Raw genomic sequence first — 24,430 nt, forward strand, 5'->3', positions numbered from 1 at the left:
ATTAGTGAATAATGGGTAGGTGATTATATTTTTTATTTTATTCTAAATTTTCTTGAAAATCTACAACAAAAAGAAGAGGTTGTCCCAAAAGTCGCTGAGTAGTTACTTTTAGGCAACCTCTTTTCTTTATTTTTTACTTTCCTCTAGTTTAGAGATACTTGTTTCTTTTTCAGGTAACGTATCAAGAAAATCCGTTGCTCAAATTCGAACAACGGACCTCCTTTATATGAACCAATGTAAAACATCCTCGGCAATCTCTTCCGGTCTATCCCAATGCATTAGGTGCCCTGTATCTGTATAAAACTTAGTCGTAATATCAATATGCTTCCTAAATTCCGCAATCTGCAATTCTCTTATTTCTAAATAATTATGTGGAAGATCACAATACAATAGTAAAATATCGCTTTTAATTTTATGAGATTCCAACGTTTTATACACCGTATATTGAAACTTAATTACACTTCTAGCCGTATCGCCAGTAGCATGCCATTTCACTTTATTAGCTTCTTCTCGCATTAACGCACGTTCTATTAATGGTGACCATCTACTGTAAACCATTTTTTCTGATTGGATGAACGCTTCTTTACTGTCAAAAATATATTCATCAAAATCTTTTTCGTAATGGGTAATTTCTTCCTCTAATGATCGCGGTGGACACTCTCCTTCTTCCGCATCTTTATATAGATTCGCAAAATAATCCGCATTCATTTTACCATGATGATAACCACCATCTAACAATACCATTTTATTCACTTTTTCTGGACATTCTGCTGCATAGTGAAGTGCAACACTTGCTCCCCATGAATGTACTACTATATGAAATGTTTCTTTTCCTATCTGCTCAAGTAATGCTACTACCCAATTTGTTAAATGAGATGCACCGTAATCTTCATCCTTTTCAAAATTTGGTGTTTTCCCATGTCCAGGTAGATCAAACGATACAATATGATATTTATCTTTTAAAAGTTCCACTATTTCGATGAAACTTAATTTTGTACTTCCTAAACCATGAAAACAAATGATTTGAGGATTATTTTTATCCCCCCACTCACAAACACTTGCCTTATATTCACCGAACTCTACAAAAAAGTGATTCATTTTTAATCTCCTCTAATTATCAAATATAAATTAGTTTGCATGCGAAATCGTTTTTTCATAATAAATAAATTCGAAAAAATTATCCAAATCCCTTTTTCGTAAATAATTTTTGTAGAATACGAGAGTTAGAAAGCACCAAATGCTTATCATTTCAGTTAATGGTTAGACTACATCTTCACGCCTATGAAATTAATATAGTTTAATAATTGTAATATACGTTTATCATATGTGTGATTTCTCAAAGTTCTATCCAGTCCATTTTTTGCTATTTGTTTTCTTTCTTGTACATGTTCCAAATAATACTCCGCTTTTCGTATAAACTCCGGTGCACTGTAAAACGTTTCTATTTCAACACCAGGTATGTAATGCTTTGCTACATCTGGGCGTATATCAGTTAATTGAAAAGAACCTACGGCATTAATTTCAAACGTCCTATTGTTTACTGAATATGCTTGGATGTTTGCAGCATTACAATTCAATTCCTGATCATTTGGTGAACGGTGTAAATTTATATTGATTTTAGTGGATACATAAAATTGTAATGCATCCTCATACTTTGCAAGTGGCAAAATTTGTATTTTATCCTTTAACCTTTCATAATTCTTTAACTTCTCCCAACCGAATCCTACAATTTTTATGTTTTTTTCTGCTAAATACTCTGAAATAGAATCAACAAAGTTAATTCTATTTTCAAATGCTGTGCCTATAAAACTAAGATCATACTTATATGTATCTTCTTTCTGAGAAGGTTTAAACACATCTTGATTTGCTGCTAACGGAAGATGAAACACATTATTACATCCTAACGCTCTATAAAACTTGATACAATTTAAATCTTGCGTAAATATGTAATCATAGTACGGCACAAGATGTTGTGTTACATCCGTATAGTACGGATCATCTGTCAGCCAAAGTCCAGTAGTAAAACCTGCACTCTTTAGGAGTGGCATGACACTAATAATTCCCTCGTTTAAACCACCGAGTACCAAAATAAAATCCGGTTTCATTTTTAATGCGGTTTCTATCGCTCGTTCTGGGTTTACCATAATTGTATTACTGTTTACCTTTTGTAAACTATTCAAAATTGCTTCTTCGATCATTGGATAATAAAAAGGAATGCCTGATTGAATAAATAAAATTTTCTTAGGCGTATTATCTTTCATGTCATCTCCCCTATTTCTACATAATCAAAGTGCACAAAAATTAGCAGTCTTTATTCATTTTTATGACATCTTACTTTACATGTATAAGCAACGTTTATGTCCATTATGTTGAACTTCCCTCATTTTAGAAGCTGTCACGAAGGGAATAAAATTAGGTTATATTCAGCTCAATTATTAAACATAAAAAAAGAGCCTGCTCGTATGAGTTGGCTCTTTCTCTTTTAAAATATCTAAAACGTTCTACAACAAAAAACTATGATTACGGTCAAATTACTTCCAAACAACACCTCGCCGCTCGTATTCCATTCTATATTCAACAGCAGCTGCAATTTGGGGACTTGCGAACCTTTCCGTGATCCAAAGTCCTAAATCAAGTCCTGAAGTAACTCCTCTTGCAGTAATAACATTCCCTTGATCTACAATTCTGTAAGGAAGCAGTTCTGCTCCATATTCACTCATTTCACTCTGCGCCAAATGATGCGTTGTTGCCTTTTTATCATTCAATATACCAGATGCAGCTAGTAACATACCTCCAGTACAAACTCCAGCAACAATCGTTCCTTCATTGTGCATATCTCTAATTATTTTAGTCAAAGTACCAAGCTCAGCGTGCTTTCGCGCCCCGTGTTTAGCTTTATGATTCCAGCCACCACCAGGTACAATTAACAAATCTGGACGATTATCCATTCGTAAAAAATCATGTAGTTTAATCGTAACTCCAAACGAAGTAGTAACTTCTTGTTTTCGTTCACTTGATACGAGTTCAACCGTAAATGGAGCCCCTTCTTCTATTGCTCTTTTCAGTACTTCAAAAGGTGCAAAGGAGACAAGTTCTCCAAAACCATCAAACAATACAATTTGTATTTTCATTTTTTGAACACCCCATATGCTTTCTTTTTCGCATCCAAAATTAGGAGAATAAATGTTATCTACAAATTAACAATGACGACAGTCTTTCTCCTCTCACTCTATAAACTTCCAAATGTTTTTCTAATTCCCTCTTATCACTTATTACAAGTAGCGTTTTCTTCACAAAGTTCCAATTTAAACTACCGGATAACCATAATAATGAAGAAAGTCTTTTATAATCATTTGATGTTAAAATATTATGGGCCTTATACCCTTCTAAAAATGCTCTAGCAACTTTCGAACATACTTTATGCGATTGTATTCCTTCTGTCCGGGAATACCACTTTATTAAAAAGGCTAAACCTTCAATACGATCAACATATGCAATGGATTCAAAATCTATAATTCCTTTTACAGATTGATTGGAATTCCATATGACATTTAAAGGATTTAAATCAGTTTGTACTATATACTCTAGATCATTCTTATGTGCGCTTTCTATATGATACTTAGCGAAATCTATATACCCTCTTAATTCCTTACATGTACCACCCTTATTTTCTAATAGCTTTATAAACTCAACATACCCATCCAAGTGAGATTTCTTTTGAAAAGTCGAGCTTTGAAACGCACTAGAAATATCATGTACTTTTCTTGCTTCCTTTCCAAAGACTTCTGCCATCGTTTCTGTACAATGAGTAATATGTTCTCCTTCAATCCAAGTAGACAATACAAACCGGTACTGTTCATCATTCCAAGTGACAAACGTAAAGGAATCTCCTGCCCTATTCTCCTTAATCTGCATAAATGGAATCCCATGCTCTCGTAAATAATATGTAAACCGTACTTGCTCTTTCAATTGTTCATTAGATAACGTCCCAAAGGCTGGATTACTTATTCGATCGCTATTTATAAACCGTGCGGAATATCGTTCTCCATTTACGATGATTTTATAATGCAAATCTGTATGCCAACTGTCCTTATGTAATTCTTCTTCCACTAGTAGTGAATGAATTTCTTTAAAATAATTTATTAATACGTCTTTTATTATTTGTTTCATCCTATTCTCCTTCCATGTAAAAACCTTTGATGATAGGTTTGTAACATACACTTAATTTACTCAAAAGGAAAATAATATCCTACATAATTAAACACATTTGTAAAACCTACATTTTCTACAACCGCGACAGAAGGCTTGTTCAATTCCATGCAGTCCCAATATGGAATGATATGATTCTCCAAACACTCTCTTACGAAACTATGAGCTATCGTTTGAGCTAAATTTCTCCCTTGGTGACCTTCTATCGTTTCAATATCTATACAGTGTATATTTTCAAAAACGAACCCTGAAAAACAAACACTTACGATCATGTTGTCAAAAACTATACAATAGCCTATTCCCTCGTTAAAAAATTCATCAGCTGAGGACCAAAACTCTAAAATTTTTGATTGTAAAAATTCAATATTCTTAAATACGTTCCCTTGATTTTCATAAAGAGCTTTACTCATTTTTAGCACTGTATACCCTTGTTCAATTTTAGGTTCACGATTACCCTCATAATCCTCTTCCTTTAGCGTATACACTCTTTGATTCCAACTCTTTAATTTACGATGCTGAAATATTCTTTCGATTGTTTTATTCCACTTTGAATGATTACCGATTGCTTCAAAGCAACTTAGTCCTACCTTTCTCGCCTCAGGTCGTATCACATCATCAATAAAACTTTTCATTTCATTATTAAACTTTTCATTTTCTGCACTTCCTATAAAAAAGAAGCCATCGTTATTCCCTAACCAAATAAGTCCTGAATTAGGAGAATAGATGTTATCTACAAAGATACGACCAGGATTCAACCCTGCAATTACAGCTTTTATTTCTAATTGACCTTTTTCATTTACTAAACGGTTACATTTATAAAAATCAGTCTTGTTTAATTCAGAAATCATATGTTATCCCCCCTGAAACTGCTCTATTCTAACTTTACCACCATGACAAAATATTCTCTATTCGTTTTAATAGTTGTTTTAAACTAATGAAATATATAATAAAAAAGAGCCAATCCCTATAAAATAGAAGATTGACTCTTTACTTTACTCCCCTGTTTCAGAAAATCGCTTTATACGTGCTCCAATTTCATCGCGAACACGTTGAAATTCAGACCACTCTTTTCCTGCTGGGTCATCAAATCCCCAGTGGACACGATTTACGTGCGAAGGTGTCGAAGGACAAACAGAATCCGCATGACTACAAAGCGTAACGACTAAATCAGCACTATTTAAAATGTTTGTATCAATTATATCCGATGTTTGATTCGTTATATCAATATTTACTTCTTTCATCGCTTTAATAGCATTTGGATTTACTCCGTGTGCTTCGATTCCTGCAGAATATACATTCCACTTATCTCCTACATATTGTTTGCCCCATGCTTCTGCTATTTGGCTTCGGCATGAATTTCCTGTGCATAAGAAATAAATTGTCTTTTTGTTTTCCATGTTGTTTTCCGCCTTTGTTTTTAAATTATACTGGTTGATCATTAAAATATTTACGCTTAAACCAAAAAGCGACATTTACAAGTGCAATCATGACAGGTACTTCGACTAACGGACCAATAACAGCTGCAAATGCTGCGCCTGAATGAATACCAAACACACCAACTGCTACAGCAATTGCTAACTCAAAGTTATTACTACCTGCTGTAAACGCTAACGTTGTAGTCACCGGATAGTTTGCACCAATTTTTCTTCCCATAAAGAAAGAAACAAAAAACATCACAATAAAATAAATGAGTAATGGAATCGCTATTCTTACTACATCTAGTGGTACACTAACAATCATTTCCCCTTTTAAAGAGAACATAATGATGATTGTAAATAATAATGCAACTAATGTAAGTGGACTAATCTTAGGTATAAACACCTTTTCATACCACTGTCTTCCCTTTAACTTAACGAGTACAAAACGTGTTAACATACCTGCTATAAAAGGAATTCCTAAATAGATAAATACTGATTTCGCTACTTCTACCATTGTAATATCGACAATAGCCCCTTCAATTCCTAACCATACTGGAATGACTGTTACAAACACGTATGCATAAACGGAGAAGAATAGCATTTGGAATACTGAGTTAAAAGCAACTAAACCTGCTGCATACTCTTTATCCCCATCTGCAAGATCGTTCCAAACAATTACCATTGCAATACAACGTGCTAAGCCGATCATAATGAGCCCGACCATGTATTCTGGCTTATCAGGAAGAAAAATAATTGCTAAAACAAACATAAGTACAGGTCCAATAACCCAGTTTTGTACTAAAGATAAAACCAATACTTTTACATCTTTAAATACTCGGCCCATTTCCTCGTAACGAACCTTTGCTAATGGTGGATACATCATGACAATTAAACCAACAGCAAGCGGGATAGACGTTGTTCCAACTTGTAATGTATTCAATCCGTCTACTACACTTGGAAACACAAACCCTAAACCAATCCCAACAGCCATCGCTAGAAAAATCCATAGTGTTAAATATCGATCTAGAAAAGATAAACGTTTCATTTTATTTTCCATCTCCTATTAACAACAAGAATTTTTTTCTACTACGTTAGAAGTCGTGCAACACGATGCCTCTTCTATTTTATGAACATCACTATGTGCTTTTGTATAAAAGAATTCCCACTCGTTCCCATCAGGATCTGTTACCCAAAACTTATCTTGAACCGCATAGCAACAAGTTGTATCCATTTCATCACGTGCAAAGAAACCTTCTTTTTCTAACCTTTCTTTATGTAACATAATTTCTTCAGCTGTATCCACTTGGAAACCGAAATGATTTACTTGATTTCCCTTCACTTCATCTCTTACGTTCAATGTAAAATTAAGTCCTGGCGTCTCTAATAAAAATTTTGCATAATCCACTTTCACCTTAACTGGTGACACACCAAATACTTTTTCGTAGAATTCGATAGACTTCTCTAAATCCGTAACATTTATACCAACATGAACATATCTCATAGCTTATTCCTCCTCTTTATATGTTATTAATCAATTTTTTTTGATTAATATTACAAAATTTTAACAGCAACTACCTTTGCCTGTTTTTCTAAAAATGCAGCACAATTCTTCTGATAATAAATTATTTACTTCCGCATCATTTAAATCATAATAACTCCACGTACCTTTTGTTTCTTTTACAATTAAACCTGCATCTAATAAAATCTTTAAATGATAGGACAACTTAGATTGCGTCATTTCAAAAATCTCTGTTAAATCACATACACAAGTCTGGCCTCGCTGGCAAAGTTCATACATAATCTCTAAACGCTTTTGATCCGCTAATGCTTTGAATTTTTTCTCATAGAGCTGAAAATCTTGTGCCATTTTAGTTCCCTCTCCCTTCATCAACTTTTTTTGATATTTATAGTATATACGCTGATTAATTTATTATGCAACTAATTCATCGAATTTTTTTGATTTATAAAAAAACTTCCTCGCATCATATCTTTGTTACAATTAAAAAAGACCATAGCCTTTTCAAAAATGAAAAACTATGGTTCTTTTTACAACTTAATAGTTACAATATTTCGGAGGAATGGAGTCTCTATAACTGTTTTAAATTTTAATTTGACCATTATAGAGTAGTGCCCCATCAACATCAAGCTAAGAAAAACAAATACCCCCAAATGAAAAAATTGATATAACTCTTCGGCAAATAAAGATAACTCTTGTTTTTGGTGCATATTCATAAAAAGCACGTCACCCTTTCTCATTAACATAAGAGAATAGTAACGTGCTTTTAATTTCAAAAATAGTCTAAATCCTTAAGTTGATGGTTATGGGGCGGGACCCCAATAAGAACGGCATCTAAGGTTGTATGAGAGGTGTTAGTTCCATTCCAAAGGCCTCACCCGACGATTAACTCAAGTACCGATTTCGGATGACCCCCATGTGATGAAGTTCGTGTCCTGCGATGCCGTACGCGAGGGCGCGCGCCGTAATGCTTAGGTTGTTGGCTGTGCCCTTGCGGGTCCACGCCTCCCCCGGTAGCCCTCGCAGCAATGTGATTGTTGATTGCCGTACGGCCCGGTAGTCTTCGGCCAATTGCGCGGTTGTCCAGCTTCCGAAAGGAGGCATGAACAATTCCTGATCGAAACCAGTCAGAGGCGTCTGGTCCCCTCTTGCGAACCGGAGCAGGCGGTAGGTCATGACGCGTTCCGAGTCTGCAATGTGGCCCACGACTTCTTTCAGCGTCCATTTTCCTTCAGCATACCGATACGCGTACTGGCTTTCGGTCAACGATGCCAGGAGCTCGGTCGTTTGCTTTTCCTGGGCGTGCAGAATATCGATGATGTTACCGTCCGGTACCAAACGGATATATTCGCCGGAGTTCCCGGCGTATTCTTCTTCTGACGGTCTTTGATTCATGCGTAGTCACCTCTTTATGTAGATATAGAAAATTATAGCACTCGTCTATGTCTAATAAATTCGCGAAATGATAAAACTTCCCTTCTAATAATTGAGGAGAAGCAACTATTTAGTTGGTCGGTCGCCACACTATCCTGATTCGTTAGCACAATAATCAATGCTAATCAATAATGCATAAAAATTATCTGTTATACAATATTTCGAAGGTATTAATATATAAAGGTAACACCTTCTTTTTTTAATTTAAAGATGAATTTTCAATTATATTTTGAAATGAACCGGAGTAAAATACACTAGTCTAACTACTTTTTTATAAACATCGTAACATTATTCCCCCCCCCATATTGCCATCAATTTGAGAAATGTATTCTTCTCAAAAATGAAAATCGACCTAAGATCCTATGGACAACTATGAAAGGATGAAATTTTCGTTTTGGGGATATTTCAGAAGTATAGCTTGATAGGTATGGGCTGGGACCCAAAACAGTACGATTTTACTTCAAAGACACAACGATCTTACTACACACTTTTTATTTATCCCACACTCTCATCTGCTAGTATTACTATTTTTTATTACTAATGTTGCCGTTTCACTCGGATGGCTAAGAGGAAAATGATGGCCATATGGAACAAAATCAACCTTACCAAGATGCGATGGAGCAGAATAGCCTCTGTCATAATCCCCCCAAATAATGTGAAGATTATACTTTGTTACTTCATTGAAATCACCTTGATCATTTTTCAGTAGTAAACTGTTAAGTTGAACCGTAGTATTTAAAATTCTGGGAGAAGTAAAACTGTTACTTATTTTTTCAATATAATTCTCAGGGATGCTCTCCATACTTTCAAACAAACCATTACTTAATAAATATCGCCCTATTAAATTAGTAGTTGCCAGTTTTAATGTCCATTTGTTCATAAATTGAGGAACATTTAGCGATTTAGCATTTTTTTTAACAACAGGTGGCTGAAGTAAAGTGATTGAATACTTCTTATCTATGTACTCTTGTACCAATGCTTCCAGAAGAATAAACGCACCAAATGAATGGCCAATTAGATGTGCACCATTAGTAGCTTTCTCCAATAACTTTTTCACTACATTCAAATAGATATCTAGAAGATTTTTCTCTCGTTTAAAAGGAGAACGTCCCAAACCTGGAAGATCCAAGATCCATACAGGTTGACCAGTTTTTTCATGAAGCTCTTGTGCTAAAGGAAATAAATCCTCTCCATCACTCAATAAACCATGTAATAAAATAAACGGTTTACCCTCTCCTTGTAATTGGTAAAGGGTAGTGTTATCGCATAATGTTCGTTTAAATAAATGATTATGCTGGCCATTTTGATACATCATTCGATAATCCAGATCAGCTACTACGGCAGGGAAAAATTTCATTACACTCGTCTTCTTAAACCAATCTCCTCCCATAATTTTTTTCGCTGAAACATTTGAAAATTTTCGTTTTGTAATAAAATTCAGTCCATCAGAAGGAATTTTTGTTATTTTACTTACTCCACTATTCATAATTGCTTTCATAAGTGGCATTGGGACAGAGATTTTTGGTGCCTTCATATTCATACTTTCCGACATAATACTTAATAATTCAGCCATGTTCTGATCGTGCTGTTTGTCTTCAACAAGTGTATATGTTTGAATAGTCGGTTGCTCCAATCTGAAAACCTGCACAATAAACTTCGCAAGCTCATCGTTTGAAATAAGTGGTAACCTATATCCCTTACCTCCAGGAATCACTGGCATGAGCCCTCTTCGCATACTCATCACAAGCAAACCTAATCCTGCTATCTGCTCTGTACTCCCTGTTTTGCTACTACCGACTACAGTTGGCGGATTAATTACAGAAAGCGGATAACCTACTGCTAATGCCTGGTGACGGATATAAAGATCCGCTAAAAATTTTGTTCTCTCATATGGATTTTTTATTTTCAAATAATTGTTTCCTTCCTTAAACACATCAATTGCAATCTTGCTATTTTTATCATCAAAGGGACTCATATAACCTACAACATGAATAAATTGTTGCAAGCCCTTCAATTGATGAATACTTTTAGCTAATTCACTAATATGTTTTGCGCCATTTAAAAATACGGAAGCTGCCTCTTTACTTGTCGCTTGAATATCCATGGGGCCTCCTGCGTGAATAATCACATCTGTTTTCAATACCCTCTCCTTATCTTCAGCACTTAGACCTAAATCTATTTTCGTCAAATCACCTTCAATAAAGTGCATAACTGCCTTTTTTAAGATGCCTCTTTCTTGAAAAATGCGTATTGCTTTACTTTTCGACCTCACTAAAAGAAGAATTTTAACATCCTCTTTGGCTAATTCTTTCACTAATTGCTTTCCAATAAAGCCTGTTCCACCAATTAAAAATACTGTTCTCATATAAGATCTCCTTTTAGTACTATTCAGTACTAATTTGATGTAAAAAAAATGCTTCTTTTATCGAAGCAATTTTAAAAAATGATCTGCTGTTTTCGTGATTACAGTTGCATCCTTCAATGTTTCTGAAATAAATAACGCTCCTTCAAGATTTGTAATAAAAAGGGATGCAACCTCATCAATATTAATCGTATTTCTGAATTCTCCATTCTCTACCCCTTGTTTAAGTAATAGAGAAACTTTCTTTTGTAATCCTGTAAAAAAAAGACCTATTTTTTCTTTTATTTGCGTGGCCTGTTTAGGACTTTGAATATAAAGAGTAATAAATGGACAGCTCCCCTTATACTCTCTCGACTGAACTCCTTGTGATAATTGCTTTAAAAACAGTTGGATACGATCTTCAACTAAAAATTGGTTCTGAGAAAGTACGTCATCAATTGCAGATTGATACATTTCAATCCAATAATCAACGACCCCTTCTAATAATACTTCCTTATTAGAAAAGTGATAATACACATTAGATTTTGAAACTTTGCTTACACGCACTAATTCATCCATACTTGTATAAGCAAACCCTTTTTCTAAAAATAATGTTGCAGCTACTTCAATCACACGTTTTTGATTCATTAATTTTAACTTTGTCATAACTAGAACTATATAGTACTAATTTAAATATTGCAAGTATTTATATTAATTTAGAAAAAAGTTTGATTAAAAAAGTTCCACTAACATTGATTTTACTGCAAAAAAATCTTATTTTGAATAAAGTTGAACTTAACCCCGAAATTGTTAATTCACTATCGTCTAATAGGGGTCCCATATATACCCATCAACTTAAGAAAAAGAAATGCCCCCAAAACGAAAAAATGAGCGGCTTCTCAAAATAGCTATCTGTAGAGAAAGAAAATTTTAATTTAGGGGGATATGAAAATATTAGCTTGATGGGTATGAAGTAGTGCCCCTATAAACAAAACCCACCAGAAACATCTAAAATTTGCCCCGTTACCCAGCGGCTATCAGAAGAAGCAAGGAATGCTACTACATCTGCAATATCTTCAACTTGCCCTATTCGTCCGAACACAGATGAATTCGTAGCAAAATTTCGTATTTCCGGATTATCTAGCAATTTCGCATTTATATCTGTCTTCGTATATCCAGGCATAATTGTATTCACTGTTATACCTCTTTCTCCAAGATGTTTAGCTAGAGGAAGTGTCATCGTATTTAGTGCCCCTTTACTTAAACCATATGCAATGGACCCTGCAAAACCAAGTCTTACTTCAGCTGATGAAATGTTAATAACTCGCCCCTCCGCTCGTAATAACGGTAATGTTTGCTGAATTAAGAAGAACGGTGCTTTAATATTTACAGACATAATTTCATCAAAAACTTCTTCTGTCGTATTTTCAATTGTTCCTTGTGTACCTATCCCTGCATTGTTTACTAAAATATCAATCTCTGATGTACCAACTCTTATTTGTAATTCATTCTTCAATTGTTCTACTATCTTTTTGATACCATCAATTGAATTGAAATCCGCTTCAATTAAGAATGCCTTTCCTCCATTAGATTCAATCTCACTAATTGTTTCATCTGCAGCTGCTTTATTTCGGCCATAGTGAATTGCAACTAATGCACCGTCGTTTGCCAATCTCATCGCAATCGCACGACCAATACCGCGACTCGCCCCTGTTACTAACGCTACTTTCCCATCAAGATTCTTCATTTTTTCCACCCTTCCTAAATTTCCGTTTAATAAAGTGAAACTTTAATCAGTGGGGGTTTTCTTCATCCCCCACTGATTATCAGCCCTCACCAATCGGGCTTTTACGGGCAGTTAATCTCTCACCTAACCACTTTGCTCCAGCTGAATTTTGAGGCGGGAGTTTTACTGCCCGTTAATGCGAGATAAATCCTATACTTATATTTTTAAGCAAATACTAATAATTTTAAATATAGATTTATAGGTAATTTAGTTCCTTCACTTATGATATTATAGTAATAATTTACGATTCACTTTAGAAAATAAAGAAAGGAGGCTACACAATGCAAAACACAGTAAAACTAGATGAAATCGATCATAAAATTATGAACTTGTTATATGAAAATGCGAGAATTTCTGTTTCAGAAATAGGACGTATTATATCCATGACGCAGCCTGCTGTAAAAGAACGCATTAACAAACTTGAAGATCAAGGCGTTATAGCTGCATACCGAACGAAATTTGAGCCTTCTAAAATTAATAAGAACATTCAAGCATTCATCATGTTTAAAACGAGTCAATGCTCTGATTTCATCCAATTTTGTAATGCCGCTCCCGAAGTAACTGATTTATATCGAATTAGCGGGGAGTTTAATTATATGATGAAGGTCATGAGCGATTCGATGGATTCTCTCGCTACATTTTTAGACTCCTTAATGCAATTTGGATTATCGTCTCCTTTAATTGTTTTAAAGAGTGAGTTTGAGGAGAAATTGTCATTCTGATAAGAGGGTACTAAGATAAAGATACCGAGTGTATGTGGAAAAATTCTTATATAATATAAAAAGAACCAGCCATAGGCTGGTTCTTTTTTCATTCAATTTCCTACTAGAAAATCCAGAGATACGTCTCCTTCTCACCTATCCCTGATTTCTCTGCGCCTCTCTAAACTCCTCCTTCACCTTCTCTAACAACCCTTCTTCTGTAATTAATCGATACGCTGTATTTGCTAGTGCTTTTGCGGATGTAATTAATGCTTTATCTCCTAATTCTGAACGTGCTGCTTCTCTAAATTCATTCGTATGCGCAATTAAATCGTCTGGACCGATTTTAATGTACGGATGAATGGTCGGTACGACTTGGCTTACGTTTCCTGCGTCTGTTGAGCCGATGCCAAATCTTTCTTTCCGATTTACGTCTTCACCTTGTAATTCTAATTCTTCGGCTACGACGTCATTAAATGTTTTTGTTACGAGTAGTTCATCGATTTCATTTTGGAATTGATGAATTTTCACTTTCGTACCTGTTGCTAATGCTGCTCCTTGTGCGATATTTTTTACTTTTTCTGTTACTTCTGCACATCTTTTTCGCGTTGCTGCGCGGATGAAGAACCTTGCTGCGGCGTAGTCAGGAATAATGTTAGGTGCTTTTCCGCCTTCTGTAATAACGCCATGAATTTTCACATCTGACGGAAGTTGCTGGCGAAGTGCATTAATGCTGTTATACAGCTGAATAATCGCATCTAATGCGTTAATTCCTTCTTCCGGTGAAGCTGCGGCATGAGCTGTTTTTCCGTAAAAATGAAAATCAAGTGGATCGACTGCTAGTGAAGGGCTCGTTGGCGCTGTTTTTCCGCTCGGATGAATCATAAGTGCCGCATCAATATCTTTAAATAACCCCGCTTTTACATAACTCGCTTTCGCACTACCATTTGGTCCTCCTTCTTCAGCTGGAGTACCAAACACGACAACTTCCCCGCCAATTTCTTCAAGCGTTTCTGATAATGCAATCGCAGCCGCAACACTAATTGTGCCAATTAAATTGTGACCACATGCATGACCGAGTCCTGGTAAAGCGTCATACTCAGCTAAAAATGCGATAACTGGCCCTTGTTTTCCTGAACTTTTTCGCGCGATAAAACCTGTTTCATGTCCAGCTATATTGTGTTGTAACTGAAATCCTGCGCTTCCTAATAATAAACTCAACGTTCTTGATGCATAAAACTCTTGGTTACCAATCTCCGGATTCGCATGAATATCGTGACTTGTTTCTATGTACTTTTCCTTATTTCTTTCAATACTCTCTTCAATTGTTTTTCTTTGTGACGTTACTCCAGTCGCTCCCATTTTTCTTCCCCCTTATATTTTCACGTAAAAAAGCCTCTTTCTAAAAGATAGAAAGAGGCTTCTGTATATACAGTCAAAATGAGCTTCTTTCTTATCTTTCAAGTTACCTTGCTGGAATTGGCACAGTATTCATAAAGAATCCGCTGCCGAGGTGTCATAGGGCCAGTCCCTCAACCTCTCGTGATAAGAATTTTCATAAGATTATATTAAATTACATTCATTCTAAGTTCATTCCGATTAAAAGTCAAGGAATTCCTATCCGAATTTACCGAATATCTAAAAATCCTTTTAACACACCAATTGTTTCCGGTGCTTGTAATCTTGCACATACGTACGGAAATTCCATACTACCTTCAAACATCATTTGAGATGTGAGCGGTGCTCCTGCCCAAAAGATTTCATCATCGATTACGATAAACGGGAATGCTTTATTTTGTCTTTGTAACTTTACATTTTTTAACGGAACTGGTCCATCACTATACACTGTTATTTGCGCATTTGTGCGCATTAACGCTTGCCATACTCGTTTATCCACTTGCTTTGTACTTGGAAGCGAAATAATAATTTTTCGTTTTGCGGCTAAAATATCTTTCAATAACCCTTTCGGCTCTTCAAAATTCATTTCCATAAACCAGCGTAAACGTTTCGAAATTTTTCGTTCCCACAATTGTCTTGATGTCGTGCGATCATACACATCTCCGTGCCGTTCTATATGAGCTGTTAATTGTGATAACGCTTGTTTTCTCGAAAGGTTTTTACGCATATAATGGCAATCTGATAATTGAATGAACTTCCCTCTCGCTCTCGTTACGGCTACATTGACGAGGCGATGGTTTTTATGATCAAAGAATAACACGCCAGGACGTTCTTGCGGATAACTATCCACTGTATCAAATATCATCATATCTCTTTCAGAACCTTGGAATTTATGAACCGTTGCCGCTAAAACTGGTATGTTTTGATATTTCGTTCTCTGCAACATTTCTCTAATACACGTTGATAAAAAGCGGGATTGTGCCCTGTAAGGTGTAACAACACCGATCGATTGAACACCATCTAACAGTCCGATTAACATCATTTGCATCGCTACTAAACCAGACATAATGTTAAATCGAGAACCAGAAGCAGCGTCCTTTAACGAAAAGGCTCCCATTAAACTCGTATCAAATAAAACACTTGCCTCATTTGCGAACGGTTGTAGCTGCGCAAGTTCCTTACGCTCTGAAACAGACGGATGATCATATACTCTATTTTTATAAATAAATGAATTTGTAAACTTCGATATATCCGCATGCATACGTCTTTGTTCCTGCAGCATAAATAGGTTCGGATGTGCTTCTGATTTATTGACAGAATCAACAATCCCAGCATGGTAAAACATATCTTCCCCAAGCCATTTTCGAACGAGTTCATGGTTCGCCATCGCAATTGGAGGTAACTGTAAAAAGTCCCCACAAACGACAATACGTTTCCCAAGTGAAGCAGCTAATGCAATTTGCGGAACATATGCCATACTCACTTCATCTACGACAACTAAATCAAATGTACGCTCATAAATAAGTGAATCAATGGCACATTTCGATAAAGTTGCGCCGATTACTTTCGCATTTTCAATGTATTCTTTTTCTACTTCTTTAATTTTCGCTTTTTGCTTTCGAAGATCACTTTCAATCTCTTGTATACGCTTCTTATCAGCAGAAGTCGCTTTATATGATAAAATCTTTTCACGAAGATCTTGTCGTGTCTCTTCTAAATAGAGTCTTTCTTCTCCCCAAGATCCGTTCGTCGTTTCAACTAGCTTCGACGTAAGTAATGTTTCATGATTTCGTATATGTTCATGTTGACTATAACCGTAACGAACAATTTCGCCAGGTGTCCATTTCTTTTTCTTCTCAATTTGCTTCGTTACTTCGCTCATTAATACGTCTACTGCCGCATTACTATGAGCTAATACAAGTACCGATTTTCCTTTTTGATAATGAGCCGAAATAATACGTGATAAATTGTAAGACTTCCCTGTTCCAGGCGGTCCCCACACGTACGTTGTCGGATTGTAAAACGAACGATACGCCAATTCATTTTTCGGATTTTTCATCTTCTCAATATGTTTCGGACTGCTCGTCCCATCAACAAGACGCTTTATACGATTACGTTTTAACTTATCTTTATGTGCCTCTTTTAATCGCTCTTGTAGTTGCTCTAACAATTGCCACGGTTCACTGTATAAAACAGCTTCTCGTATTTCACCTTGTATATAATCATTTAATTTCAGTTCTATTTCTAATCCATGTACAGATAATACTTCTCCTGTCGCTTCCTCACCATCAAACTCAATTCGAATTGGTGAACCTTCAGGTAAGCTTACTTCCGAAATAAGCTGAAATACATATACTGTACTTTCATAATCTGTATATAAAAAACGACCGTTCATAATAGAAATTTTACTACCACCTATCGTTTTCCAATGTTTAATTTCATACGCTAATGCATAATGCCACTCTTTCATCGTTGCCGATAATGAAGGAGTTTGAGTAGGTGTATTCATCGTATAATCTCCTTCCTTCTCCCCAAACATACTTTCTCACTATACCATATAACAAGCTAAAATTTGTAAGGTTTTTATCTTGCTTATTTTCTTAATTTTCAATAACATATTGTATATAATTTTCAGAAAGAAGGGATCTACATGCCAGTTAGAAGAATTGAACACGTCGGTCTTATGGTCGCAAACTTAGAAACATCTATTTCATTTTATGAAGAAGTAGTTGGCTTACAACTCATTAAACGTATGGGTCACCCGAATCCAGACTTAAAACTCGCTTTTTTAGGTGTGGAAGAATCGAAGGAAACGATACTCGAACTTATTGAAGGTTATAACTCTTCTCTTTCGGCAGAAGGAAAAGTACATCATATTTGTTTTAAAGTAGATTCATTAGAAGATGAAATTGAAAGAATACAGAAACACGGCGTAACCTTTCTATTAGGAGAAGAAATTGAAACATTATCAGATGGAACACGTTACATATTCTTCGCTGGTCCTGATGGAGAATGGATTGAGTTTTTTGAAACGGAGAGATAAAGTGAGACTTTAGTCAGCCTACAATTAGCGGGATAATAACTTTATTATCAACATAAGGAGTAGAAACTGATGAATACAGTTTTTATTATCGTTTTTTGGATACTTATACTCTTTCCAATCCTTTACGTAATCAAGATAAAGCATTGGAATTTAAAAGTAGCTGCCTTATTTGTTGGAAGAATTCTATTAAGTATTATCTTTTTCATAAATGGAATTGTGTTAGGACTGCAACGAAATTGGGCAGAGCCTCCCTATGAAACAGAATGGGATTTCTTTATAAATTCTTTATTACACGGTAAAACTGATGTACTTATACACTTATTACTTCTAATTATTATTGTCACATTCGACTTAATAATCTTATTTTATTATAGAAATAAAAAAATTAGGGTGTTTCCCTATTTCTTTCATCTTGGCTCATATTAATGCGTGGGAAACAACATAATTGATTATATGCCAAAACAAAGACAAAAACGGACCTGTTATCAGGTCTTTTCTTGCTTTTTCTGTTACACTCCTTTAAAAACAACATAAGTCAAACAAAATTCGCTATACATGTTACAAAATTATATTTTCTTTCATATTTTGCAACATGTATAGACAGGTATAATAGAACTTTATCAATTTTATTGGATAAACATGGGCAGATAAATAAGCCACACTATTAAATTCGAATACGAATAATTATATTAAGTTTCAAAAAAGGAGATGAATTATTTTGAGGTCATATTTCCCAAAATCATTTTCAACCTCAAAGCAGAAAAGAGACTGCCGTAGAATTTTTCCTACTTTTCCAGCTTAATTCCCTCCTGTTCTCCATATAATATATCTACCTTGATTCAATTTATGTTTTAAATTGTTATTTTTCATATAATCTTTCTCCACCTCGATCAAGCTAACAAAAGTACATTTCATCTTACTTTCTCATTATATAGACTATACCAATTTCTCTTCTCACTTAATGGTTTCGTTTATGTTAAAAAAATAGAGCCTCAGGGACGAAATCCTGAGACTCTATTTTTATTTTAAAAAGGACAGCATGATTTTCTCTGTTTCTTCTTTACTTAAATCACCTGCAAGAATTAAGACTTGATAAGCGCTATTCTTTCCTTTTGTAGGAACAATCATTTGCATTACTTTATAGGTTTCCTCTGTATCAAGACTTTCAACTAAGGTTATTTTTGTACCTTCTAATTCATAATTTGTTACCTTTTCATTATACTCCGCTCTTTTATTCGAGAATTCTTTTCCCTCATCAGTAACTGCAGATTGGTGCACAATATATACATTATCTTTACTTTGATTTTGATATTCATAAATAAAATCGGGATTCATTTTTCCAGTAGTCTTCGGTGTTGTAACACCTTCTCCAGTTAATTTAAACCCTTTTACCACATAACTTGGGGCATTAATTGGAAAATCAACATATTTCTGTGCTTCCTTTTTAGTTAATCTAAATTCCGAAGTAATTTTCTGTCTAAATGGTCCAATTTCTTCACTGTTTTTCTGATATTTTTTTTGTTCTTCTGAATCTAACTTTTCAGGACTTCCTACTAACTTTACTTTTTTACCCAAAGTATATGCTTCTGTTTCTAAATCAATAAATCGTTCAAATTCTTCTTTTGTAAACAGATTTCGTGCCAAACCAACTTCTTTAAGTAAAGTATTATACTCTCCCTCTGAAACAAAAAATTCTGCATCTGCCCGTTCTTTTGTACCAATCATTTTTTCTACAATTTTCTGTATAGGAATATCGGTTTGTGTTTTTAATTCTTTCATATTATTTTTCACTTCTATTTGTTGTTTCTCAGGGTTAGTCGGCTTATCAGCACGGGCGTTTAATAAGGATACAGATGAAACTGCAATAACTGCCACAGCCCCTATCGCAGACCAACGATATGATTTTTTTTGGAATTTTTTAATCATTAGAATTCTCCTTTTTAACGCTCTCTTGTTTTTACTAAAATTTGCTATACTTGGTACTTGATAATAACTTGAGTAGTGTTCCAATAGACTAATAATAGTATGTCCATACGCAATTCGCTCCTCTGCATCTATACATGTAAGAGCTAATGCATCGCATGCTAGTTCTTGATCTTCCCGCATACATGAGTAGGCATACCATAGAATGGGATTAAACCAATTTAAAATTAGTAAGCCATGCATAAGCCAGTTCACACCAACATCTCTTCGCTTGATGTGAGCTAATTCATGATGAAAAATATATCGTAACTGTTGCTCATCTAATATTTTCATATGTACAGTTGACAATAGCAACTTGGGACGAATAAATCCAAACACTGTTGGACTGGAAACCTTTCCAGATACAAATAGAGGGATATTCCGTTGAATAGACATAGATTGCTTACACTTTTCAAAAAGCTGGACAATCTTCTCGTCTGTAATAACAGGTTGTTTTTTTATGTAAAGTAATAAACGCCTGTTCATTATAAAAGTAGCAACACTTAAAAAGATAACACCAGTAAGCCAAATGTATATACAAATTGTATAGAACGGAATTGGCTCACCATCCTGCTTTTCATTCATGCCTGTTTGTGTCTTATTTGTCTGAACAGTTTTTGTTGAACTTGAGGTATAAGTATCTTCTTTTGTGAGAACCTTTGTATCGTCTATACCTTTTAATTCTTGCGTACTCTCTTTTGTAAGAAACTTAGCTACAGGATTTCCCCTAGAAATGAATGCATCATCATTCTTGTAAGTAAGAACAGAATAGATACTATAGGAACTATCTGGCGACCAAGGTAATACAAGTCTTATAATTAATATGATCCATAGCATATATTGCCAACGTGGCGTTAACTTATTTCTAAACAAGACCTTGATACACAAGATTAGGCCCACTAATATACTAGCCATAATGGAAGTCTCAATCATCCAATCAAAAAAAGCAGGTAGATAGATATTTATAAATTTTTCTATCACTATAATCTATCCTTCCTCTGATTTTCCTCAGTTTTCTCATCCAGAATACGTTTAAGTTCGTTAATATCTTCTGAAGACAGCTTTTCTTCTTTTAAGAAATTTACAAGTAAAGGTTTAAATGCTGCACCATAGAAACGTTTAAGCAAAGATTTTGTTTCTACTTGTAAATAACTATCTTGCGAAACCAAAGGATAATAAGCGTACATACGCCCTTTATCTTGATGGTAAGCAACTGCTTCTTTGTGAACTAATCGATTAATTAGTGTTCGAATCGTTTTGGGTTTCCAATCCATTTTCTTCTCTAACTCTTCAATCACTTCATTTGCGGTTTGTGGAGATTTTGACCACAGTACTTTCATTACTTCTAACTCAGCTTCTGAAATTTTAGGTAATTCTTTCATTAGTTTAAATTACACCTCCATTGGATTACATTTGTAATCCGTAACTGAATATTACACTTGTAATCTTGCATTGTCAATCTTATTTTATATTTTGAAACCCTTTCCTATGCCCATCAACATAAGGACGAAAAAAATTAACATAAGTATAGAACTTCATGTCCTCCTAATGAGACAAAAAAGTAGATGCTTCATAAATATTTTTTGTTACTAATATAAAATTGAATTTTAATTTCACACTTAATTAGTATATTCCATTTTTAAAAAGTATCCATTTTCTTGTCCATATATCGAGACAAGAAAATGGGTACTAAATGCAATGTATCTGTAGATAATTCAGCATTTTACACTATAAAATAAGTTCCTACTTTCATGTCTTTTTACTCCCCTTTTTTGTTGTACAAGGACATGAAACTCCAAACTATTTAGACTAGAAATTCTAAAATAAGATTTTTATTAATTATTTAATTGTATATTAAATAATTAATAAAATCAGCGTTTTTAAATATAAAAGACCCAAAACAATAACAATTAGTTTTAGGTCTTTTTAAGTATTTCTGATCCAATTCTTAAATTATTAAGTCGAAAATATTGAACGATCTATAGTTAAAAATTATATACTTATTACTTCTCTTTCGGAAGTACAATTCTTTTATATAATTGAACTGTAATCAAGTAGTAAATCGAGTAAATCACTACAAAAATAACAAGTGGTAACCAAATGCGAGAGTACGGATCGATTAAAAGAGGGCTAAACATGTTCATACCAACTAATATATGAGTAATCCCTACAATTGCTGGGAATAAGAATATGAAGAATAACTCTTTATAAATTGATTTTGTTAATAATTCTCGGCGGACACCAATTTTATGAAGCATTTGATAACGTGTTACATCTTTTGATGCTCCCGACAGAACTTTAAACATTAAACAACTTGCCATCATTGCTAAGAATGCAATTCCAACGAAGAAACCCATAAACATTATTCCGCTGGCAAAACCATGACTCATATTATATGTTTGATACTTACTATGCAATTCTTCTGCGTTCACATTTTTATATTTCGCTATCTGTAATTCATCAAGTTTTTTCCATTCTTTTATGTATGCTCCAAAATCATCTGTTTTCCCAATGAACACAGTACTTTCTTTACCCTTCATACCATCGTATATTTTTTGGTCTACAATTTTTATTTCATAATCAGGATTCACATATTCTGGCTGAATCGTTCTGAAAGCCTGGATCCATTGTTTTGTGTCCGTCTCTCCTTTAACCCATTTTATTGAAAAGGCACCAATTGGTAATCCCTCTGAAACTTTCTCTTTTTTCAAACCTTGTATAAAAGGGCGATTTTTCTCTAAATCTTCTTTTAGATAATAAACATACTTATCATCCACTTTGTAATGATATTCAAGTTTTTCTTGAAATAAGATACCACCCAAAATTGTCTTTTCTTCCGCTGTTGGATTATGAATGACTGAATCGTAAATTCTTATTTGATCTGTCATTTTTAGGATGTTGTTTTTAAATGCCATACCACAAGCAATTCCACCAGCACCAAGAGCCACTAAGATTGCTACTGTTGCAAGCACATTTGTTAGACCATTAATGCGGAAATTTAATTGTGCAAAAGTAAAAGCATTGAGGCCTTTTTCACTACGTTTTTTATTACTCTTTAGCTTGTTAATCATAACTGGGAGAAGTGATCCAAATATTAGGTAAGTACCAACGGTTGCTGAGATTAATCCAACGGCCATTAATCCCAAAACAATTAGCGAATTTGCATATGACATATAAATCAGTGATGCATAACCAATACCTAATAAAAGAATACCAAGGAATGCAATTACAACGGTCATTTTTCCTTTTATGGCAACACGTTCTGTTTGTTCATCTGCATGTACAAGTTGCAGTACAGAAATACGAGATAATTTAATACTATTCATAATTGCCGATAATACAAATAGTGCAAAGAAGAAGACGCAAGTAATAGCTATAGATGGCAGATAAAGTGCTTTATAACCTTCGCCAGCAAACTCGAGTTGTTTCATTAATAGCTGACCGATACCTTCTGCAAGTCCAACACCAATTGTAATTCCAATCAAAAGAGATGTGGCACCTAATATAATTGTTTCGATAAACATAAGTAAGGTAACTTTATGCTTTTTTGCTCCTAACATCATATACATACCAAATTCTTTTTGACGAAGAGCTGATAAGAAAGAGTTTGCATATAAAATATAGAAAAATGTGATAACCGCTAACAAAAAGGAACCAATTTTAAATACAGACACAATATCCCTAATAGAAGAGTTAGATTCAAGGAACGTTTTATTGGATGCTAGCGTTTGAAACATATAAAAAGTTGAAATAGAGACAATAAGACCAACAAGTAAAACAATGTAATCTTGCAACTTACTTTTTAGGCCTGACATAGAAAGCTTAAATAACATGATTGAACTTCCTTCCTTACGCTTTTTGTGTGCCCAAGTTTGCAAGCACGTCTAAAATTTCTTTATAGAATTCTTCACGGGTACCACCGCGATGAAGTTCTTTATATAACTCACCATCTTGAATGAATAAAATACGCTGGCAGTAACTTGCGCTGTAAGGATCATGCGTAACCATCATTATGGATACACCTTGCTCTTTATTTAGGCTTGTCATGGCATCAAGTAAACTCGTTGCATTTTTGGAATCTAGAGCTCCAGTTGGCTCGTCCCCTAAAATAATAGCAGGTTCATGCACTAACGCACGTGCTGCTGCAGAACGCTGCTTTTGTCCACCAGATACTTCAGAAGGATACTTTTGAAGTATTGCTGTAATGCCTAACATATCAGCTACTTTTTCTACTTTCTTTCCAATATTACGAGATGAAACACCTTGAAGGGAAAGTGGTAGTGCAATATTTTCATATATAGATAAATTCTCTAATAAGTTAAAGTCCTGGAAAATGAATCCTAATTTTTGCGAACGGAAATCAGAAAGCTCACCTTGCTTCATTTTCGTAATATCCGTACCTGCAATTTCAACAATACCGCCCGTTGCTGTATCTAACGTTGAAATTACATTTAATAATGTTGTTTTACCAGAACCAGAAGGCCCCATAATACCAACAAACTCTCCCTCTTGAATCGAGAATGATACACCTTTTAAAGCGTGTGATTGATTCTCACCTTTTTTACCGTACAATTTTTGAATGTTTTTTACATCTACAACTGGTTTTATCATATATATCCTCC

General features: G+C 34.6%; 22 protein-coding genes and 1 riboswitch. Of the genes, 3 read left to right on the top strand and 19 right to left on the bottom strand.

Annotation, left to right across the window (positions count from 1 at the left end; translation table 11 throughout):
• Positions 1 to 222: 222 nt before the first annotated feature.
• The 13 genes from FS802_RS12335 to FS802_RS12400 all read right to left on the bottom strand — a co-directional run bounded on the left by FS802_RS12335 (position 223) and on the right by FS802_RS12400 (position 12,665).
• Positions 223 to 1,098 carry an alpha/beta fold hydrolase gene (locus FS802_RS12335; protein WP_098653523.1) on the bottom strand — a complete coding sequence of 292 codons (876 nt, stop codon included), beginning with the start codon at positions 1,096 to 1,098 and terminating at the stop codon, positions 223 to 225.
• A gap of 167 nt (positions 1,099 to 1,265) precedes the next feature.
• Positions 1,266 to 2,261 (bottom strand): CgeB family protein, encoded by a 996-nt coding sequence (locus FS802_RS12340; RefSeq protein ID WP_000654564.1) that lies wholly within the window; start codon positions 2,259 to 2,261, stop codon positions 1,266 to 1,268.
• A 270-nt stretch (positions 2,262 to 2,531) separates the two neighbouring features.
• Positions 2,532 to 3,131, bottom strand: coding sequence for a DJ-1/PfpI family protein (locus FS802_RS12345; protein WP_098653522.1), 600 nt, complete (start codon positions 3,129 to 3,131; stop codon positions 2,532 to 2,534).
• Between the two features lie 55 nt (positions 3,132 to 3,186).
• A complete protein-coding gene (locus tag FS802_RS12350) occupies positions 3,187 to 4,170 on the bottom strand; it encodes a phosphotransferase enzyme family protein (RefSeq protein ID WP_098653521.1) in 984 nt (327 codons plus the stop codon).
• A 56-nt stretch (positions 4,171 to 4,226) separates the two neighbouring features.
• The gene (locus FS802_RS12355; RefSeq protein ID WP_098653520.1) at positions 4,227 to 5,057 is read right to left on the bottom strand and encodes a GNAT family N-acetyltransferase; all 831 of its coding nucleotides are present in this window, start codon (positions 5,055 to 5,057) and stop codon (positions 4,227 to 4,229) included.
• Positions 5,058 to 5,201: 144 nt separating this feature from the next.
• Positions 5,202 to 5,606 (bottom strand): arsenate reductase (thioredoxin), encoded by a 405-nt coding sequence (gene arsC / locus FS802_RS12360; RefSeq protein WP_000428321.1) that lies wholly within the window; start codon positions 5,604 to 5,606, stop codon positions 5,202 to 5,204.
• A gap of 25 nt (positions 5,607 to 5,631) precedes the next feature.
• Complete coding sequence (gene arsB / locus FS802_RS12365) at positions 5,632 to 6,672, bottom strand: ACR3 family arsenite efflux transporter (protein ID WP_098653519.1); 1,041 nt, start codon at positions 6,670 to 6,672, stop codon at positions 5,632 to 5,634.
• Positions 6,673 to 6,690: 18 nt separating this feature from the next.
• Positions 6,691 to 7,128, bottom strand: a complete 438-nt coding sequence (locus FS802_RS12370; RefSeq protein ID WP_001270992.1) for an ArsI/CadI family heavy metal resistance metalloenzyme — start codon at positions 7,126 to 7,128, stop codon at positions 6,691 to 6,693.
• A gap of 60 nt (positions 7,129 to 7,188) precedes the next feature.
• Positions 7,189 to 7,494, bottom strand: a complete 306-nt coding sequence (arsR, locus tag FS802_RS12375; protein ID WP_000046014.1) for an arsenical resistance operon transcriptional regulator ArsR — start codon at positions 7,492 to 7,494, stop codon at positions 7,189 to 7,191.
• A 534-nt stretch (positions 7,495 to 8,028) separates the two neighbouring features.
• A complete protein-coding gene (locus FS802_RS12385) occupies positions 8,029 to 8,538 on the bottom strand; it encodes a DinB family protein (protein WP_098653518.1) in 510 nt (169 codons plus the stop codon).
• A 547-nt stretch (positions 8,539 to 9,085) separates the two neighbouring features.
• Complete coding sequence (locus FS802_RS12390; RefSeq protein ID WP_088113377.1) at positions 9,086 to 10,942, bottom strand: alpha/beta fold hydrolase; 1,857 nt, start codon at positions 10,940 to 10,942, stop codon at positions 9,086 to 9,088.
• A 57-nt stretch (positions 10,943 to 10,999) separates the two neighbouring features.
• On the bottom strand, positions 11,000 to 11,566 hold the full coding sequence (locus tag FS802_RS12395) for a TetR/AcrR family transcriptional regulator (protein ID WP_001072320.1): 567 nt from the start codon (positions 11,564 to 11,566) through the stop codon (positions 11,000 to 11,002).
• A 334-nt stretch (positions 11,567 to 11,900) separates the two neighbouring features.
• Positions 11,901 to 12,665, bottom strand: coding sequence for an SDR family oxidoreductase (locus FS802_RS12400; RefSeq protein ID WP_117616473.1), 765 nt, complete (start codon positions 12,663 to 12,665; stop codon positions 11,901 to 11,903).
• A gap of 320 nt (positions 12,666 to 12,985) precedes the next feature.
• Between FS802_RS12400 and FS802_RS12405 the strand changes: the two genes are divergently transcribed.
• On the top strand, positions 12,986 to 13,426 hold the full coding sequence (locus FS802_RS12405) for an Lrp/AsnC family transcriptional regulator (RefSeq protein ID WP_001181720.1): 441 nt from the start codon (positions 12,986 to 12,988) through the stop codon (positions 13,424 to 13,426).
• A gap of 135 nt (positions 13,427 to 13,561) precedes the next feature.
• Here the strand turns inward: FS802_RS12405 and FS802_RS12410 are convergent, their stop codons facing one another.
• A complete protein-coding gene (locus FS802_RS12410; protein WP_000501372.1) occupies positions 13,562 to 14,767 on the bottom strand; it encodes a M20 family metallopeptidase in 1,206 nt (401 codons plus the stop codon).
• A gap of 88 nt (positions 14,768 to 14,855) precedes the next feature.
• Positions 14,856 to 14,957, bottom strand: a riboswitch (SAM riboswitch).
• Between the two features lie 75 nt (positions 14,958 to 15,032).
• Positions 15,033 to 17,342 carry an AAA domain-containing protein gene (locus FS802_RS12415; RefSeq protein WP_141545888.1) on the bottom strand — a complete coding sequence of 770 codons (2,310 nt, stop codon included), beginning with the start codon at positions 17,340 to 17,342 and terminating at the stop codon, positions 15,033 to 15,035.
• A gap of 111 nt (positions 17,343 to 17,453) precedes the next feature.
• Between FS802_RS12415 and FS802_RS12420 the strand changes: the two genes are divergently transcribed.
• Both FS802_RS12420 and FS802_RS12425 read left to right on the top strand, forming a co-directional pair.
• Positions 17,454 to 17,846, top strand: coding sequence for a VOC family protein (locus tag FS802_RS12420; protein WP_001145283.1), 393 nt, complete (start codon positions 17,454 to 17,456; stop codon positions 17,844 to 17,846).
• Between the two features lie 69 nt (positions 17,847 to 17,915).
• Entirely contained in the window at positions 17,916 to 18,272 is a 357-nt protein-coding gene (locus tag FS802_RS12425) for a hypothetical protein (protein ID WP_098653514.1), read from the top strand.
• A gap of 594 nt (positions 18,273 to 18,866) precedes the next feature.
• Here FS802_RS12425 and FS802_RS12430 read toward each other — a convergent pair.
• The 4 genes from FS802_RS12430 to FS802_RS12445 form a co-directional block, all read right to left on the bottom strand.
• Positions 18,867 to 20,789: a M56 family metallopeptidase gene (locus FS802_RS12430; RefSeq protein ID WP_098653513.1), complete on the bottom strand. Its 1,923-nt coding sequence runs from the start codon at positions 20,787 to 20,789 to the stop codon at positions 18,867 to 18,869.
• On the bottom strand, positions 20,789 to 21,190 hold the full coding sequence (locus FS802_RS12435) for a BlaI/MecI/CopY family transcriptional regulator (protein ID WP_000661426.1): 402 nt from the start codon (positions 21,188 to 21,190) through the stop codon (positions 20,789 to 20,791). The genes FS802_RS12430 and FS802_RS12435 overlap by 1 nt, the downstream gene beginning before the upstream one ends.
• A gap of 621 nt (positions 21,191 to 21,811) precedes the next feature.
• Positions 21,812 to 23,641 carry an FtsX-like permease family protein gene (locus FS802_RS12440; RefSeq protein WP_000897827.1) on the bottom strand — a complete coding sequence of 610 codons (1,830 nt, stop codon included), beginning with the start codon at positions 23,639 to 23,641 and terminating at the stop codon, positions 21,812 to 21,814.
• 16 nt (positions 23,642 to 23,657) lie between these two features.
• Positions 23,658 to 24,419: an ABC transporter ATP-binding protein gene (locus FS802_RS12445; protein ID WP_000595171.1), complete on the bottom strand. Its 762-nt coding sequence runs from the start codon at positions 24,417 to 24,419 to the stop codon at positions 23,658 to 23,660.
• Positions 24,420 to 24,430: the final 11 nt, after the last annotated feature.

The organism is Bacillus sp. DE0042, from assembly GCF_007680225.1.
Taxonomy (GTDB): domain Bacteria; phylum Bacillota; class Bacilli; order Bacillales; family Bacillaceae_G; genus Bacillus_A; species Bacillus_A wiedmannii.

What these genes read in the sequence shown, in the direction of transcription:
- FS802_RS12355 (WP_098653520.1), bottom strand. Translation starts at nt 5,057, where the DNA reads ATGATTTCTGAATTAAACAAGACTGATTTTTATAAATGTAACCGTTTA.
- FS802_RS12395 (WP_001072320.1), bottom strand. Translation starts at nt 11,566, where the DNA reads ATGAATCAAAAACGTGTGATTGAAGTAGCTGCAACATTATTTTTAGAA.
- FS802_RS12440 (WP_000897827.1), bottom strand. Translation starts at nt 23,641, where the DNA reads ATGTTATTTAAGCTTTCTATGTCAGGCCTAAAAAGTAAGTTGCAAGAT.
- FS802_RS12425 (WP_098653514.1), top strand. Translation starts at nt 17,916, where the DNA reads ATGAATACAGTTTTTATTATCGTTTTTTGGATACTTATACTCTTTCCA.
- FS802_RS12350 (WP_098653521.1), bottom strand. Translation starts at nt 4,170, where the DNA reads ATGAAACAAATAATAAAAGACGTATTAATAAATTATTTTAAAGAAATT.
- FS802_RS12340 (WP_000654564.1), bottom strand. Translation starts at nt 2,261, where the DNA reads ATGAAAGATAATACGCCTAAGAAAATTTTATTTATTCAATCAGGCATT.
- arsC (WP_000428321.1), bottom strand. Translation starts at nt 5,606, where the DNA reads ATGGAAAACAAAAAGACAATTTATTTCTTATGCACAGGAAATTCATGC.
- FS802_RS12370 (WP_001270992.1), bottom strand. Translation starts at nt 7,128, where the DNA reads ATGAGATATGTTCATGTTGGTATAAATGTTACGGATTTAGAGAAGTCT.
- FS802_RS12390 (WP_088113377.1), bottom strand. Translation starts at nt 10,942, where the DNA reads ATGAGAACAGTATTTTTAATTGGTGGAACAGGCTTTATTGGAAAGCAA.
- FS802_RS12345 (WP_098653522.1), bottom strand. Translation starts at nt 3,131, where the DNA reads ATGAAAATACAAATTGTATTGTTTGATGGTTTTGGAGAACTTGTCTCC.
- FS802_RS12385 (WP_098653518.1), bottom strand. Translation starts at nt 8,538, where the DNA reads ATGAATCAAAGACCGTCAGAAGAAGAATACGCCGGGAACTCCGGCGAA.
- arsR (WP_000046014.1), bottom strand. Translation starts at nt 7,494, where the DNA reads ATGGCACAAGATTTTCAGCTCTATGAGAAAAAATTCAAAGCATTAGCG.
- FS802_RS12410 (WP_000501372.1), bottom strand. Translation starts at nt 14,767, where the DNA reads ATGGGAGCGACTGGAGTAACGTCACAAAGAAAAACAATTGAAGAGAGT.
- FS802_RS12415 (WP_141545888.1), bottom strand. Translation starts at nt 17,342, where the DNA reads ATGTTTGGGGAGAAGGAAGGAGATTATACGATGAATACACCTACTCAA.
- FS802_RS12420 (WP_001145283.1), top strand. Translation starts at nt 17,454, where the DNA reads ATGCCAGTTAGAAGAATTGAACACGTCGGTCTTATGGTCGCAAACTTA.
- FS802_RS12445 (WP_000595171.1), bottom strand. Translation starts at nt 24,419, where the DNA reads ATGATAAAACCAGTTGTAGATGTAAAAAACATTCAAAAATTGTACGGT.
- arsB (WP_098653519.1), bottom strand. Translation starts at nt 6,672, where the DNA reads ATGAAACGTTTATCTTTTCTAGATCGATATTTAACACTATGGATTTTT.
- FS802_RS12400 (WP_117616473.1), bottom strand. Translation starts at nt 12,665, where the DNA reads ATGAAGAATCTTGATGGGAAAGTAGCGTTAGTAACAGGGGCGAGTCGC.
- FS802_RS12435 (WP_000661426.1), bottom strand. Translation starts at nt 21,190, where the DNA reads ATGAAAGAATTACCTAAAATTTCAGAAGCTGAGTTAGAAGTAATGAAA.
- FS802_RS12405 (WP_001181720.1), top strand. Translation starts at nt 12,986, where the DNA reads ATGCAAAACACAGTAAAACTAGATGAAATCGATCATAAAATTATGAAC.
- FS802_RS12335 (WP_098653523.1), bottom strand. Translation starts at nt 1,098, where the DNA reads ATGAATCACTTTTTTGTAGAGTTCGGTGAATATAAGGCAAGTGTTTGT.